13 protein-coding genes are annotated in these 15,150 nt (G+C 63.5%); 9 read left to right on the forward strand and 4 right to left on the reverse strand.

Annotated elements, in window-relative coordinates; genetic code table 11:
* The first annotated feature begins 13 nt into the window (after positions 1-13).
* The 8 genes from EWV37_RS07210 (at position 14) to EWV37_RS07245 (ending at position 9,444) form a co-directional block, all read left to right on the forward strand.
* Positions 14-1,723, forward strand: coding sequence for a PH domain-containing protein (locus tag EWV37_RS07210; protein ID WP_238663126.1), 1,710 nt, complete (start codon positions 14-16; stop codon positions 1,721-1,723).
* Positions 1,720-2,646, forward strand: coding sequence for a Rossmann-like and DUF2520 domain-containing protein (locus EWV37_RS07215; RefSeq protein ID WP_095797704.1), 927 nt, complete (start codon positions 1,720-1,722; stop codon positions 2,644-2,646). Before EWV37_RS07210 ends, EWV37_RS07215 begins: the two co-directional genes overlap by 4 nt.
* Positions 2,643-3,485 carry a pantoate--beta-alanine ligase gene (gene panC, locus EWV37_RS07220; protein WP_129700746.1) on the forward strand — a complete coding sequence of 281 codons (843 nt, stop codon included), beginning with the start codon at positions 2,643-2,645 and terminating at the stop codon, positions 3,483-3,485. Before EWV37_RS07215 ends, panC begins: the two co-directional genes overlap by 4 nt.
* Before the next feature lie 23 nt (positions 3,486-3,508).
* Positions 3,509-5,032: a lysine--tRNA ligase gene (lysS, locus tag EWV37_RS07225; protein ID WP_274543003.1), complete on the forward strand. Its 1,524-nt coding sequence runs from the start codon at positions 3,509-3,511 to the stop codon at positions 5,030-5,032.
* Positions 5,033-5,091: 59 nt separating this feature from the next.
* A complete protein-coding gene (locus tag EWV37_RS07230) occupies positions 5,092-5,355 on the forward strand; it encodes a hypothetical protein (protein WP_129700748.1) in 264 nt (87 codons plus the stop codon).
* A 259-nt stretch (positions 5,356-5,614) separates the two neighbouring features.
* Positions 5,615-5,947: a histone-like nucleoid-structuring protein Lsr2 gene (locus EWV37_RS07235; RefSeq protein WP_095797707.1), complete on the forward strand. Its 333-nt coding sequence runs from the start codon at positions 5,615-5,617 to the stop codon at positions 5,945-5,947.
* A gap of 249 nt (positions 5,948-6,196) precedes the next feature.
* Entirely contained in the window at positions 6,197-8,812 is a 2,616-nt protein-coding gene (locus tag EWV37_RS07240) for an ATP-dependent Clp protease ATP-binding subunit (protein WP_129700750.1), read from the forward strand.
* 113 nt (positions 8,813-8,925) lie between these two features.
* Positions 8,926-9,444, forward strand: coding sequence for an amino-acid N-acetyltransferase (locus EWV37_RS07245; protein WP_095797709.1), 519 nt, complete (start codon positions 8,926-8,928; stop codon positions 9,442-9,444).
* A 107-nt stretch (positions 9,445-9,551) separates the two neighbouring features.
* Here EWV37_RS07245 and EWV37_RS07250 read toward each other — a convergent pair whose 3' ends face one another.
* Positions 9,552-10,535 carry an A/G-specific adenine glycosylase gene (locus EWV37_RS07250; RefSeq protein ID WP_165189313.1) on the reverse strand — a complete coding sequence of 328 codons (984 nt, stop codon included), beginning with the start codon at positions 10,533-10,535 and terminating at the stop codon, positions 9,552-9,554.
* Between the two features lie 25 nt (positions 10,536-10,560).
* Between EWV37_RS07250 and EWV37_RS07255 the strand changes: the two genes are divergently transcribed.
* Positions 10,561-11,292, forward strand: coding sequence for a hypothetical protein (locus EWV37_RS07255; RefSeq protein ID WP_095797711.1), 732 nt, complete (start codon positions 10,561-10,563; stop codon positions 11,290-11,292).
* 99 nt (positions 11,293-11,391) lie between these two features.
* Here EWV37_RS07255 and disA read toward each other — a convergent pair whose 3' ends face one another.
* From disA to EWV37_RS07270, 3 genes are all read right to left on the reverse strand, one after another.
* Positions 11,392-12,468, reverse strand: coding sequence for a DNA integrity scanning diadenylate cyclase DisA (disA, locus tag EWV37_RS07260; protein ID WP_095797712.1), 1,077 nt, complete (start codon positions 12,466-12,468; stop codon positions 11,392-11,394).
* A 74-nt stretch (positions 12,469-12,542) separates the two neighbouring features.
* A complete protein-coding gene (gene radA / locus EWV37_RS07265; RefSeq protein ID WP_129700754.1) occupies positions 12,543-13,934 on the reverse strand; it encodes a DNA repair protein RadA in 1,392 nt (463 codons plus the stop codon).
* 46 nt (positions 13,935-13,980) lie between these two features.
* Positions 13,981-15,138 (reverse strand): FUSC family protein, encoded by a 1,158-nt coding sequence (locus tag EWV37_RS07270; protein WP_095797714.1) that lies wholly within the window; start codon positions 15,136-15,138, stop codon positions 13,981-13,983.
* Between the last annotated feature and the right edge of the window lie 12 nt (positions 15,139-15,150).

The following is a 15,150-nucleotide window of genomic DNA, read 5'->3' on the forward strand; positions in this document are numbered from 1 at the left end:
GAGTGCCCCCGGGATGAACGACCCCCAGACCAGCGCGCCGTTCGACCAGGAGGCCCCGCAGCCCGCACCCGAAGGGGAGTGGCTGCGCGTTCACCCGCTCACCCCGTACGTGCGCAGCTGGCTCCTCATCGTGGCGCTCGTGTGGGGCGTGGGCAATGTGTTCCTGGACGACGTCCTGGCGGCCGTCGTCTACGGTGATCCGCTCGACGTGGATTTCGCCGGCACCGTTCAACTGGTGGGTCTCGGCCTGGTCGCGGCCGTACTGTGCGGTGTGGTCGGCCTGGTGATCGGCCTGGGTGTGCTCTCGTGGTGGTTCACCCGTTACCAGATCACCCCGGACCACGTGCGCTTCCGAAACGGCGCCATCTTCCGCACGCAGCGCCAAGCTCGGTTGGACAGGGTGCAGGGCATCGACATCGAGCGAAAGTTCCTGCCCCGGATCTTCGGGTTGGCGTCCCTGAAATTCGACGTCGCGGACGGCGGCAGCACCGCCCTGGAACTCTCGTACCTGCGCCGCGACAAGGCCCGGGAACTGCGCCACCAACTACTCGGCGCGGTACGCGAGGCCTCGGGCTCCGGCACGGTCACTCACGGTGATACCAAGGGTCTCCACGGGTCCGACGACGCCGCTGGCTCACCTTTCGGCGCCCCGAACCCGGTGGCGGCCGCTCACCGGCCGGCACCGTGGGACTACTCTCCGCAGGCACAGGAACACCGGGCGTTGCTCGCCCAGCACGGTGCGGGCTCCAGCCTGACAGCAGACGAGGAACGCTCCCGGGAAGTTCGAGCGGCCCAGCGGTTGGGTCTGCTCACGGACCAGGACGATCAAGATCAGCAACGCCGCGTGTTCACCGTGCCCACGAGCCGCGTGCTGCTGAGCCTGTTGCTCTCGTGGAGCACGGTCTCCGCGGTGTTCTTCGCCGTCGTGGCCGTGGTGGTGTGGCAGTGGAACCCTGAAGCCCTGCGGGTGCTGATCCCCAGTTACCTGCCCGTGGTCATCATGATCGTCTCCGGGCTCTACAACCGCTTGGAAAGCAGCTGGGGTTTCACCCTCAGCCAGGTGCAGGTGGGCGTGCGGGTGCGCTCCGGTCTGCTCAATGAACGCTCCTCGACCATTCCGGTGGGCCGGGTCCAGGCGCTGCAGGTGTCCAAACCGATGCTCTGGCGGGTCTTCGACGGCCACCGGGTCAAGGTGATCACCGCGGGCAAGGGCGGGGCAGATGACCTCGAGGGATTGCGGTCACTCGTCCTGCCCGTGGGCTCTCCCGAGAACGTGGCCGAAATCCTGGAACTCGTGCTGCCGCTCGCGGAACCGCCCACCGAACTGGTGCGGGACGGACTCAACGGGATCGACGGGGACCAGAACTACACGATCAGCCCCCGCCGAGCCCGCTGGGTGGACCCGCTGACGTGGCGTCGCACGGGTTTCGCCATGGACAACGCCGTTCTGGCCATGCGGTGGGGCCGGCTCAACCGGAATGTCAGCGTGATTCCCCATCACAAGACGCAGTCCCTCGGTCTGCAGCAAGGGCCCGTCGATCGGCGGATGAAGCTGGCGAGCATCCACGCGCACATGATTGCCGGACCGGTCACCACGGCCATTTACCACCTGGATGTGCGGCAGTCCCGTGCTCTCTTGGCGCGGCAGACGGGCCTCGCACGTGCCGCCCGGGACCGGGTCAACCAGGACAGTGCACATCACTCACGCGAGGAGATCCAGTGAACGAGCCACAACAGCGCCCGGGGCGCCTGGGCGTGGGAATCATCAGTGCCGGAAAGGTCGGTTCCGTTCTGGGCGCGGCATTGCGCGCCGCCGGACACGCCGTGGTGGGTGTGTACGCCCACTCCGAAGCCAGTCGTGACCGCGCGGATGCCCTCCTGCCGGACGTTCCTGTGCTCGACGTTCCCACCATCGTGGAACGCAGCGAACTCGTTCTCCTGGCTGTACCGGATGATCAACTCCCGGGACTGGTCGAGGGGCTCGGCAAACTGGGCGTTTGGCAGCCGGGTCAACTGGTCGTGCACACCGCCGGGCGCTTCGGAACGGACGTGCTGGAACCGGTGCGCGCGGCCGGGGGCATCGGCCTGGCCATCCACCCGTCCATGACGTTCACGGGCCTGAGTCTTGACCTCCAACGGCTCACCGACTGTAGCTTCGGGGTCACCGCTGCTGCTCCCGTGTTGCCCATTGCGCAGGCACTCGTCGTGGAAATGGGTGCCGAGCCGGTCGTGATTGCGGAGGCGGATCGCCCGCTCTACCACGCTGCTCTCGCCCACGGATCCAACCATGTGATGACGCTCATGGGCCAGTCCATGCAGCTGCTGCATAAGATCGGTGTCGAACACCCGGATCGCGTGCTGGGTCCCTTGGTGCGAGCCACGGTGGACAACGCCCTGGCCTCCGGCGAGAACGCGTTGACCGGACCCGTGGCGCGAGGTGACGTGAGCACGGTGGCCGCCCACGTGGCCGCCCTGACGGAACTTGCGGGACCGGACGCTGCGGCGTCGTCGGCGGGGCATGACCTGCTCGAGGGCTATCGCGCCCTCGGGAAGCTCACGGCCCAGCGCGCCGTGGCCTCCGGGCGGATCGACGACACGACATATCGCGCGGTGCTTGCCGCGCTCGAGGGGAAGGACCTCCAGTGACTCAACCCGTGGTGTGCACCTCCGTTGCCGAAATGCGTGAGGTGCTCGAGACACGCGTGGCTCAGGGCGTGACAAGCGTGGGGTTGTTCCCGACCATGGGAGCGTTGCACGACGGTCATCTCCGGATCGCGCAGACCGCGCGCGAGGAGAATCAACTGGTTGTGGTTTCCGTGTTCGTGAATCTGCTCCAGTTCGGTCCCAACGAGGACTTCGACAGCTATCCGCGCCAGCTCGAACAGGATGTCGCCGGGCTCTCCGCGAGCGGGGTGGACATCGTTTTCGCGCCGAGCACCGAGGAGATGTACCCGGGAGGCGTTCCGGTGGTCTCGGTGACCTCCGGTCAGGCCGGTTCCGTGCTGGAAGGTGCCACCCGCCCCGGTCACTTCGACGGCGCCTTGACCGTGGTCAACAAGCTCTTCACGATTATTCAGCCGGGCCCCGGTGTCGAATTCCGCGCCTATTTCGGCGAAAAGGACGCCCAACAATTGCTGCTGATGCAAAGAATGGTGCGTGATTTCAATCACCGCGTGCAGATCCGACCGGTGCCCATCGTGCGCTCGGAGCAAGGCCTCGCGCTGTCCTCGCGCAACCAGTACTTGACCACCGACGACGCCGCCCACGCCCTGGTTCTCAACCACACCTTGCGCTCGCTGGCCGCGGGTGAACTTACTCTGGACCAGGCCCGCGGGCGCATCGACGCGGAGCCGAGTGTAAAACTCGATTACCTGGTCACCGTGGACCCGGATACGCTCGCGGAGATCCAACCGCGAGCTGGGGCGTTGGCGCTGGCCGCCGCCTGGGTGGGCCCCACCCGCCTCATCGACAACATGAAGATTTGATCTGACCGCTATCCTGGAGAATTGTGACCGAGCAGCGAGATAACACCACAGCAGTAGATTCCACGCCGGAGCTTTCCGAGCACGAACTCAACGACCAAATGGCGTTCCGTGCTGCCAAGCGCAAGGCCATTGAGGAATCGGGTGTTTCCCCCTACCCGGTGGGGGTGGGTCGCACCCATTCCCTGGCTCAGGTGCGAGAGGGTTACGAGCACCTCGAAGCCGGAGAGGAAACCGATGACGTCGCGACCGTCGCGGGACGTGTGATCCACGTGCGTAACACCGGCAAGCTGTGCTTCGGCACCCTTCAAGAGGGTGACGGCACCCGGCTGCAGGTCATGATCTCCAAGGCCAACGTGGGCGAGGACGCCCTGGCGGCCTGGAAGGCCCAGGTGGACCTGGGTGACTTCGTGGCCGTGACCGGCCGCGTGATCAGCTCCAAGCGCGGTGAACTGTCCATCATGGCCGATTCGTGGCGCATGGCCTCGAAGGCGCTGCGCCCGCTGCCCACCTTGCACAAGGAGCTCAACGAAGAGACTCGGGTGCGTCAGCGCTACCTGGACCTCATGGTGCGCCCTCAGGCTCGCGACGTTGTGCTGACCCGCTCGCTCATCACGCGCACCGTACGCCGGGTTCTCGAGGAACGCGGGTATATCGAAATTGAAACACCCATGCTGCAGCTCATTCACGGTGGTGCGGCCGCGCGGCCGTTCGAAACGCATCTCAACGCGTTCGACCAGGACATGACCTTGCGAATTGCCACCGAGCTCTATTTGAAGCGAGCCGTGGTGGGTGGAATTGAAAAGGTCTTCGAGCTCGGCCGGGTATTCCGCAATGAGGGTGTGGATTCAACTCACAGCCCGGAGTTCACCACCCTGGAAGCGTACGAAGCGTACGCGGATCAATTCGTGATGGCTGACCGCATCAAAGAAATTATTCAGGCGTGCGCCTCCGCATTGGGTGTGGAGGGTATTGATACTGATCAGGGCCGCATCGAGCTCTTCGGTGAGTGGGAATGGGTTTCCGTCTACCCGGCTTTATCGGAAGCTGTGGGGCAGGAAATCACGCCGGACACATCGGCGGATACGCTGCGCGAGATTGCTCAGCAGTGCGAGATCTCTGTCGATTCCGCGTGGGATGCAGAAAAACTCGTGGTCGAGTTGTTCGGGGAAATTGTCGAGCCGAACTTGATCCAGCCCACATTTGTTTACGATTACCCACCTTCGGCTCAGCCGCTGGCCCGTCAACACCGTGAGAAGCCCGGACTCATTGAAGCCTGGGATCTAATCATCGGGGGAATGGAGCGGGGCACCGCATTCTCCGAGTTGATCGATCCAGTGATCCAGCGTGAGCGACTCACGGAACAGTCCTCGAAGTCCGCTGCGGGCGATGTGGAGGCCATGCAGCTCGATGAAGACTTCCTGCGGGCGCTGGAGTACGGCGCACCGCCCATGGGCGGGCTGGGACTCGGCCTGGATCGACTGATCATGCTGTTCACCAACCTGGGAATCCGGGAGACCATCCTGTTCCCGCTCATGAAGCCCGAGTGATCGGGAATGAGTAGCCAAGTGCCAGTGACCGTTCAGGGCAGTAGAGGACAATAATCACCATGGAGTATCTTTCCGTTTTCTTGCCCTCTCTCGGTGTGGGCCTCATTTTCTATCTGGTCATGAGGTGGCTTTTCCGCGGTGACCGGGCAGAACGTTCCGCACAAGCGAATGTGGAACAGGATGCTGAGCGCTGGTATGAGCAGGTCAAGGACCGCGAAGGTGACCAGGTTCCCTTTGGCTACCAAGAAGTAAGCTCAAAGAAGAAACGTGGTTTAGAACTCAAGAACACCATTCCGATCCGGGATACCCCGCAGGATAAATAACGCTGCGCAATTATCCCACCGTGACATTAGTGAACAATCATGTCATGATAGGACCGCGTGAAACACTCGTGTTTTTGTCGGCTTATCACCGCGAGGTGTGATGGATATCAAGACCATCGTTGGTGATTAGGGACTAATCGGGGGACAGGTTCACGCGAAATGACACCACGTGTGGCTTTCCGCCCGGAGAGCACTCATGGCACCTAATGTCTCACTAATTTTGACATGACCCTTGACGGGGTGATGAGGAGGATCCGACATGGCACAGACAGTCAAGATCATTCTTGAAGATGACATCGATGGCGGCTCCGCAGATGAGACCATCCGTTTTGGTCTCGATGGCGGTCAGTACGAAATCGATTTGAATTCCGCTAACGCCACCAAGTTGCGCGAAGCTCTGCGTCCTTACGTGTCCAAGGCCCGCCGCGCCTCGGCCAAGACCAACCGCGGGGCCACCACGCGTCCCACCCGCTCGGGCAACCCCGAAACGCCCAAGATTCGGGCGTGGGCCAAGGAACAGGGTTTCCAGGTGTCCGATCGTGGACGTATCCACCAGGACATCCAGGACAAGTACTACGACGCTCACAAGTAAGAAAAGTTCAGGCGTGCCAAGGGGAGAGTTCGACTCGGCACGGACCTGATGATGTAGGTCGGGAAGGGCGAATCCCGGCGAACAGCTCAACGGCCGGAATGCACCTACTGGGTGCATTCCGGCCGTTGCCGTTGCCGGGCACAACAGGTTTTAGCTCTGGGCTATACATCGTGCGCCAGCGGCGAACAGTGCCCATAAACGCTCTTCAGGTGCCTAGCATCGTTGGCAGACACCAATAGAGGAGTATCCATGTTCGAACGCTTCACCGACCGCGCCCGCCGGGTCGTGGTGCTGGCCCAGGAAGAGGCCAGGATGCTCAACCACAACTACATCGGTACCGAGCACCTGCTGCTCGGTTTGATTCACGAGGGCGAAGGCGTAGCAGCCAAGGCTCTCGATTCGATGGGCATCACCCTGAGCTCGGCGCGCGAACAAGTACAAGACATCATCGGACCGGGCCAGCAGGCACCGTCCGGTCACATTCCCTTCACACCCCGTGCCAAGAAGGTGTTGGAGCACTCGCTGCGCGAAGCACTGCAGCTGGGTCACAACTACATCGGCACGGAGCACATCCTGCTGGGCATCATTCGTGCCGGCGAGGGTGTGGCATCCCAGGTTCTGATCAAGCTGGGTGCTGACCCCGCCAAGGTGCGGGCAACGGTGCTCGAGCTGATTTCCGGTTACCAGTCCGGAAACGCCGGTGGCGAGAAAGAAGCCGCGGGTGTCGGGACCGGTGGCCGCGCCGAGGGTACCCCCGCGGGCTCCGCAGTGCTGGACCAGTTCGGTCGCAACCTCACCGCGGCCGCACGCGAATCCAAGCTTGATCCGGTCATCGGCCGGTACAAGGAAATGGAACGCGTGATGCAGGTGCTCTCACGCCGCACCAAGAACAACCCCGTGTTGATCGGTGAGCCCGGCGTCGGTAAGACCGCCGTGGTCGAGGGCTTGGCCCAGGCAATCGTGCGCGGAGACGTGCCCGAGACGCTCAAGGACAAGCACCTCTACACCCTGGACCTCGGTTCACTGGTGGCCGGTTCGCGCTACCGCGGTGACTTCGAGGAGCGCCTCAAGAAGGTGCTCAAGGAGATCCGCACGCGCGGCGACATCATCCTGTTCATTGACGAGATCCACACCCTGGTGGGTGCGGGTGCCGCCGAGGGCGCTATCGATGCCGCCTCGATTCTCAAGCCCATGCTGGCTCGCGGTGAGCTCCAGACCATTGGTGCCACCACGCTGGACGAGTACCGCAAGCACATCGAGAAGGACGCCGCCCTGGAGCGTCGTTTCCAGCCCATCCAGGTGGATGAACCTTCCGAGGCACACGCCGTGGAGATCCTCAAGGGTCTGCGCGACAAGTACGAGGCACACCACCGCGTGTCCATCACGGACGAGGCGCTGGAAGCCGCCGTGCACATGTCCGCACGCTACGTGTCCGACCGGTTCCTGCCGGACAAGGCCATCGACCTGATCGACGAGGCCGGTGCCCGCCTGCGCATCAAGCGCATGACGGCTCCGCCGGAGATCAAGGCCCTGGATGAGAAGATCGCGGACATCAAGCGCGCCAAGGAAGCCGCCATCGACAGCCAGGAGTACGAGAAGGCCGCCTCGCTGCGCGATGACGAGCAGAAGCTCATCACCGAGCGTGAGGAGAAAGACAAGGCCTGGCGCGACGGCGACGACCAGATCTCCGAGGTCACCCCCGAGGTCATCTCGGACGTCCTGTCCGCGTCCACCGGTGTTCCCGTGTACAAGTTGTCGGAGGAAGAGTCCGGTCGCTTGCTGCACATGGAGGACGAGCTGCACAAGCGCGTCATCGGTCAGAACGAGGCCATCAAGGCTCTGTCCCGGTCGATCCGCCGTACCCGTGCGGGTCTGAAGGATCCGCGCCGTCCCGGTGGCTCGTTCATCTTCGCCGGTCCCACCGGTGTCGGTAAGACCGAGCTGGCCAAGGCTCTCGCGGAGTTCCTGTTCGGTGATGAGGACGCCCTGATCACCCTGGACATGTCCGAGTACCAGGAGAAGCACACGGTCTCGCGACTGTTCGGTGCCCCTCCGGGTTACGTGGGCTACGAAGAGGGCGGTCAGCTCACCGAGAAGGTGCGCCGCAAGCCGTTCTCCGTGGTGCTTTTCGACGAGGTCGAGAAGGCTCACCAGGACCTGTTCAACTCGTTGCTGCAGATCCTCGAGGACGGTCGTCTGACCGACTCGCAGGGTCGCGTGGTGGACTTCAAGAACACGGTGATCATCATGACCACCAACTTGGGCACCAAGGACATCTCGCGCACCGTTCCCGTGGGCTTCCAGGCCACCGGCGATGTTTCGACCTCCTACGACCGGATGCAGGCCAAGGTTCAGGAGGAGCTCAAGGAGCACTTCCGTCCCGAGTTCCTCAACCGCGTTGACGAGACCATTGTGTTCCCGCAGCTGAGCCAGAACGAGATCCTCAAGATCGTGGACCTGTTCGTGGCCCGCTTGCAGCAGCGGCTGCGCGAGCAGGACATGTCCATCTCGCTCACGGACGCCGCCAAGGTGCTCATGTCCGAGAAGGGTTACGATCCCGCAATGGGTGCACGTCCGTTGCGTCGTGCGGTGCAGCGTGAGATCGAGGACCAGCTGTCCGAGAAGATCCTGTTCGGCGAGATCTCTTCCGGTGAGAAGATCACAGTGGATGTCGAGGGTGAAGGTGAGGACCGCACGTTCACGTTCTCATCCACCCCCATGTCCGAGCTCTCGGATGAGGAACTGGACGAGATCCACAACACGCCGTCGTTGACCGACAACGACGACAGCGAGTCCGGCAGGGACGTTCCCCGCTCACCCAACACGGGTGGCTTCGGTGACGGCCCCGCCCAGGCCCAGGCCTAGGCGAACGGACCGCTACAACGCCGCGAGCGGCGTCGGCATCCTGGACAAGGGTGACGACGCCGCTCGCGGCGTTTAACCCGCGTCTCACGGTTACGGCGGCGTACAGTCTTGGCATGGAAAAGATCAGTATTCGTCCCGCGAAGACCTCGGACGTCCAGGGCATCAAGGCCTTGGTGGCGCCCATGGCGCAGGAGAACATCCTGATCACCAAGGACACCGTGACCTACTACGAGAACATTCAGGAGTTCGTGGTCGCTCAGGACGAGAGCGGCGAGCTGGTGGGCTGTGGTGCCCTCCACGTGATGTGGGAGGACCTCGCGGAGGTGCGTACGCTCGCCACCTCGGCCAAGGCGAGGGGGCAGGGCGTGGGGCGGCGCATGCTCGAGGTCCTGATTGACCGCGCCGCGGAACTCGGCGTGAGCCGGGTCTTCTGCCTGACGTTCGAGGTGGATTTCTTCTCCGCCCACGGGTTCGAGGTCATGGAGAACCAGGAAAGCATTGATCCGAATGTGTTCGCCGAACTCCTGCGCTCCCACGATGAAGGCGTTGCGGAGTTCCTCGACCTGGCGCGCGTGAAACCCAACACCCTGGGCAACACGCGCATGATTCGACAACTGCACGTGTCGTTCTGACTCTTGGACGCCCCGGAAGTCCTGGCGCTATCGGCGGTCGCGGCCGGTCAGCACGTCCCGGCCACCAAGGAAGCCGGAGCCGTCCGGAGCGATTGAACAAGACCGATTCAGCTCGGCAGACTGGCTTCGTCTCCGTGGCGAGTCGCCAGACCGTCTTTGAGCAGCCCGCCGAGGGCCCGCTCGCGCTGTTCCAGCGGGGCCGGGAGCGCCCACAGCTTTTCAAGCATGTCGGCCGTCTCCTGGCCAGGGTTCTCGATCCTGCTGGCCAGCTGCTCCGCCCCGGCGCGATCCGTGAGCAACAGGTCTACCGAAACCGGTGACGGGCTGTGCCGCAGCACCGCCATGATGGCCCCGCGCACCTGTCGGTCGGTGCCGTGCCAGGACTGCCCCTTGGGGACGTAGTCCGGTTCCGGTCGACCCGCGGCGATCCACGCGCACTCATCGAACACGGGGCATTCATCGCATTTGGGGGAGCGAGCCGTGCACACCAAAGCACCCAGCTCCATGACGGACTGGTTCCACTTCACCGATTCGGCGATGTCCTCTGGCATGAGCTGATCCGCAAGCCGGGTCTCCGCCGCGGTGAGCGTCTTGGACGGCAGTGCCTTGCCGCTGAACAGTCGAGCATGCACCCGCCGGATATTCGTGTCCACCACCGTGTAGCGCTGGCCGAAAGCGAAGACAGCCACCGCTGCTGCCGTGTAGGAACCGATGCCCGGCAGAGCGAGCAATTCAGAGTGGTTTTCCGGCACCTGGTTGTCATGGTGATCAGCGATCTCCGTGGCTGCTGCGCGCAATCGGAGCGCCCGGCGGGGATACCCAAGCCTGCCCCACGCGCGCACCACGTCCGCGGGGCTGGCTGCGGCCAGGTCTGCCGGTTTGGGCCAGCGGTCCAGCCATTCCCGCCAGATCGGCAGAACCCGTACCACGGGCGTTTGTTGCAGCATGATTTCACTCACCAGCACACCCCACGGAGAGCACGCGGGCTCGCGCCACGGGAGGTCCCTGCCTGCCCGTGAAAACCACTGGATGACGGCTTGGTGAATGCCGTGAAGTTGGTCCGGTGCGCAGGGTGTGGAGCTCGAGTTCATAAATCCCCACGGTAGCCTGGAGTTCATGGCAACCAACGGTTCAGAGCAGCGTGATTCCCCCAACTCCGGCGCATCCCACGGGGATTCCGGGGACCGGTTGCCTCCCTCGGTCTACCGCCGACGCCGCGTGATCGCCCTGGTCGTTCTGCTCGTGTTGGTCGTGGCCCTGATCTGGGGGATTTCCTCCGTGGTCTCCGCGCTCACCGGTTCTTCGGAGGACCCGGAACAACCCCCGACACAGACCCAGGTCACGGCCGAGCCCACTCAGGCAGCCACGGTTGACCCCAATGACAAGTTCGCGGATTTCACCCCCCGGCCCACACCCAGCGGTGACAAGGAGAGCGAGGGTTCCTCGGCCAGTCCTGCCGCAGCCGAGGAGTGCGGTGCCAACTTGACGCTCACCGCCTCCACGGACAAGCAGACCTACCCGGCCGATCAGGAACCGGTACTGGTCATGACCATGGAGAACACCGGGGAGCAACCCTGCCGGGTCAATGCCGGGACGAACGCCATGAATTATGTGGTCACGTCCGGTTCGGATGTCATCTTCGATTCCCGGCATTGCGCGGCCGAGGGGGAGGACCGAAACGTCACGCTGGAGCCGGGGAAGACGGAAGAGGCCCGGTTGGCGTGGAACCGGATTCGCACCGCGGAAGGGTGCCCCGCGGATCAGGCAAAAGCCATGGCTGGTTATTACAACTTGACCGTGGGCTTGGGCGAGCAGAGCAGTTCCTCTGCAACCTTTGTTCTGGAGTAGACCGCTTCAGCACGGTTGATCGAAAAATCCTTGGTCCTTCAGGGTTGGGCAGAACCGAGGAGCGCCCTCATGTCCACGGGCGGGAGGCGGGTCCCGCGTTCACATGAAGCGTTCGAGCAAACTGGTTTCAGCCATGCGGGACAGCGATTCGCGCACGTTGCGGGCGCGTTGTTCGCCAATGCCCTCCACGGACATCAGGTCCTCGAGGTTCGCGGCCATCAAGGCCTGTAAGCCGTCGAACTGACCCACCAGGCGTTTAGCCACCACCCGCGGCATGGACTTGATGCCTTCGAGCAAGCGGTAACCGTGCGGGTGCAGGTCAGCTTCCAGGTTGCCCTGGGACGTGATGAGAGCCGCGGCCACGGCCACTTTCTGCAGGTCGATCAGATCCGCCGGGGAGAGTTCCGCGAGTTGTGCCATGGCGTCGGACAAGACCTCCGCCGGAGTCTCCTCGGGGAGATAATCCCGCAACACCACGTCGGGGCCGGGTCCGTTACCGGCCGTCAGCTCTTCCAATTGCAGCGAGATGAGGCGCCCGTCCTCGCCGAGCTCCAGCACGTACCAGCTGATTTCCTCGGAGATCCTGCGCACCATTTCCATGCGCTGCAGAGTGAGGGCCACATCCCGGGCCGTGACAGCCGCCTCGATTTCCAGTGCGGAAAGACTGCCTAGAACTTGTTCCAGGCGATTGCTGTAGTGCTCCAGGGTCTGCAGAGCCTGATTGGCGCGGGCCATGATGGCTTGTGAACCTTCAATGGCGTAGCGGTGATCGCCCACGTAAATGGTGATCACGCTCATAGACTGGCTCACGGAAACCACGGGAACGTTGGTTTGTTTGGCGGTGCGTTCTGCCGAACGGTGCCGGGTGCCTGATTCCTGGGTCTCGATGTGAGCCTCCGGCATGAGCTGCACGCCTGCCTTCAGAATGCGGGTGGCATCACGATCGCACACGATGGCACCGTCCATCTTGGCCAGTTCGCGCATCTTGGTGGGAGTGAACTCGGTGTCGATGTCGAAACCACCCGAGCACAGGGCCTCGACGGACTTGTCGAAGCCCAGCACGATCAACCCACCGGTCCGTCCCCGCAGGATGCGTTCGAGACCTGTGCGCAGCTGGGTTCCGGGTGCCAAGCGGGCCAGGGTCTTACGAAGGGCCGTCTCCTGAGCTTTCACCACATGATCATCCTACGTGCTATATGCATGCACCTCGTGCCCAGCCTCTGTTGCTATTTCCGCGCGTACCTGGTCGTTCAGCGCTCCCGCGGAGGGAAGAGCAATTCGATGGCCTGACTTACAGTGGTGACCTCTCGGACGGAGAACCCCTGGGGGATCTTGCCCGGTCCGCTCGGCGAAGCGGGCACCACCGCGTGGGTGAATCCCAGCCGGGCGACCTCCTGGATCCGGCGATTGATGTCCGGGACCGGACGTACCTCTCCGGCCAGGCCGATCTCCCCGAAACAGACCAGGCGCTGGGGGAGTGGGCGGTCCTGAGCGGCTGAGGCCAAGGCCATGCACACCGCCAGGTCCGTGGCGGGTTCGGTGAGCCGCACACCGCCCACGGTGGAGACGTAGCAGTCCAGGTTCGCCAGGCCCACACCAGCGCGGCGCTGCAGCACCGCCAGCAGCATGGCTACGCGAGAACTATCCAGACCGGAGGTGGCCCGCCGCGGTTGTGCAGTGCTGGATTTGTCCAGCAGGGCCTGCACCTCCGCCAACAGCGGACGGCGGCCCTCGACCGTGACGCTCAGACACGTGCCGGCCACCGGTAGGGGAGTGCGCGAGACGAACAGACCCGAGGGGTCCACGACCGATTCGATCCCGGCCTCACCGAGGTCGAAACAACCGACCTCGTCCGTGGGGCCGAATCGGTTCTTGATGGCGCGTAGCAGTCTGATCCTGGAGTGTTTGTCACCCTCGAACTGGCAGACCACGTCCACGAGGTGTTCGAGCAACCGGGGGCCTGCAATGGAGCCCTCCTTGGTGACGTGGCCGACCAGCAACGTGGTCATGTTCTTGGTCTTGGCGGCGTGGATCAAGCTGGCCGCGACTTCTCGCACCTGACTGACCCCTCCGGCGGAACCGTCAACTTCGGAACTGGCCAGCGTTTGAACCGAGTCCACGATGAGCAGCTGGGGCTTCACAGCTTCCACATGAGCCAGGGCGGTGGACAGATCGGTTTCAGCGGTGAGGTAGAGCTTGTCCGCGACCGCCCCGATACGTTCTGCGCGCAGCTTGACCTGCGCTGCCGATTCCTCGCCGGTCACGTAGAGCACATCGCGGGGTGTCTGACCCGCGGCGACCTTGGCGGCGGCGTCCAGGAGCAGCGTGGACTTACCCACACCAGGTTCGCCCGCGAGGAGGATCACCGCGCCGGGCACCAGCCCGCCACCGAGCACACGGTCCAGCTCGGGTACGTGCGTGGGGGTAAATTGGGCGACCGAAGAGTCCACCTGGCCGATGGGCTTGGCCGGTTGAGCCACGGTTCGCGCGGCCTGGGTACGACCGTGTTCCTGAGCGGAACCGGTTTCTTCGACGGTGCCCCAGGACTGGCATTCACCGCAGCGACCCACCCACTTGGCCGTGGTCCAGCCGCATTCGGTACAGCGGTACGACACTGAGGGTTTCCGGGTCTTGGTGCTCATGAACTCACAGTATCCAGCGCGTCAGACACGCATAGCCGGCACGGAGTCAGTCCGATTGCAGCGGCGGCAGGTGCCCGATGGCCACCTGGTGACTGATGCCCGTGGCTTCGAGCAGATCCACCACCATGGGGCGGATCATCAGCACGAGCGCCTCGCCCTCCATGGTGCGCACACCCATGTCATGAGGTTCCAGGCGCGCCGCGACCGAGAACAATTCGTTGCGGGCCTGGCGCAAGTAGCTTTCGCGTGACTGTGGGTGGCTCACGGCCAAAGCATTGCCCAGGCTCAATACGGCGTCGGAAAGATCGGCGAGCACCTCGGAAAGGGACGTGACGGCGTCGTCGGCGAGGGAGACGTGGTCCAGCACTGAAGCGAGCCTGCGCGCGAGGACCCGGGAGTTTCGCACGGCGAGGTCCAGGTAGTGAATGCAATGGTCCAGACTGTCGATTTCTTGCCGGTGTCTTCGATGCAGGGGCGAGGCATAGGAAATTTCCTTGGACGCCTCCAACCCCGTGCGAACCGAATCAACGAGAGGTTGAGTCTGGCGGCCGCGAACCAGTGCGTGCCACGCCAACCGGGAATCGTAATCAGAGACGGCTCGGGAGGATTCGGCCAACAACTCGGAGTATTCCGTGATGAGCTTTCGGACGTCACCTCGTGGCTCGCGGCGGGGATCTTCCGGGATGAAATAGGCCAGCAGCAGTGCGCACAGGCAACCCACTACCGCGTCGAGAGAACGGGCGAACACGCCGTCCTGGGATGGGGGTAGCAGCACCACCAGGACGGATTGCAGTCCCATCTGCGTGGTGAAGATGGCACCGTTGTCCAAGAACCGCGCGAGCATGAGCGAAATGAGCAGAACAATGGCCGCCTGCCACTCGCCGTGGCCCAACACGTGCATCAGCAGGTCGCCCACCACGATGCCCAGGGTGCAGCCGATCGCGACTTCGAGAACGCGGCGATAACGCAGGCCACCCTTGGCATAACCCAGCGAAACGAGGGCAGCGGTAGCTGCGAAAATGGGCCCCTGGTGGCCGAGCAGTCGCTCCGCGATTACATAGGCGCCCACCGCAGCCACGGTCATCTGCACGGCCTGGAACAGTCCGCGCATCATGCGGTTCCAGCCGGTTTTGGACCGTTTGCTCACCACAGAGGGAACATGAGCAAGCCTCGACCTGTGATGTTTCGCCTCGCTCGATGACATGACCCCATCTTA

Origin of the sequence: Kocuria carniphila (assembly GCF_004136555.1) — a bacterium.
GTDB classification, from domain to species: Bacteria; Actinomycetota; Actinomycetes; order Actinomycetales; family Micrococcaceae; genus Kocuria; species Kocuria carniphila.

What these genes read in the sequence shown, in the direction of transcription:
- EWV37_RS07230 (WP_129700748.1), top strand. Translation starts at nt 5,092, where the DNA reads ATGGAGTATCTTTCCGTTTTCTTGCCCTCTCTCGGTGTGGGCCTCATT.
- EWV37_RS07255 (WP_095797711.1), top strand. Translation starts at nt 10,561, where the DNA reads ATGGCAACCAACGGTTCAGAGCAGCGTGATTCCCCCAACTCCGGCGCA.
- EWV37_RS07270 (WP_095797714.1), bottom strand. Translation starts at nt 15,138, where the DNA reads ATGTCATCGAGCGAGGCGAAACATCACAGGTCGAGGCTTGCTCATGTT.
- EWV37_RS07245 (WP_095797709.1), top strand. Translation starts at nt 8,926, where the DNA reads ATGGAAAAGATCAGTATTCGTCCCGCGAAGACCTCGGACGTCCAGGGC.
- EWV37_RS07210 (WP_238663126.1), top strand. Translation starts at nt 14, where the DNA reads ATGAACGACCCCCAGACCAGCGCGCCGTTCGACCAGGAGGCCCCGCAG.
- EWV37_RS07250 (WP_165189313.1), bottom strand. Translation starts at nt 10,535, where the DNA reads ATGAACTCGAGCTCCACACCCTGCGCACCGGACCAACTTCACGGCATT.
- radA (WP_129700754.1), bottom strand. Translation starts at nt 13,934, where the DNA reads ATGAGCACCAAGACCCGGAAACCCTCAGTGTCGTACCGCTGTACCGAA.
- EWV37_RS07235 (WP_095797707.1), top strand. Translation starts at nt 5,615, where the DNA reads ATGGCACAGACAGTCAAGATCATTCTTGAAGATGACATCGATGGCGGC.
- EWV37_RS07240 (WP_129700750.1), top strand. Translation starts at nt 6,197, where the DNA reads ATGTTCGAACGCTTCACCGACCGCGCCCGCCGGGTCGTGGTGCTGGCC.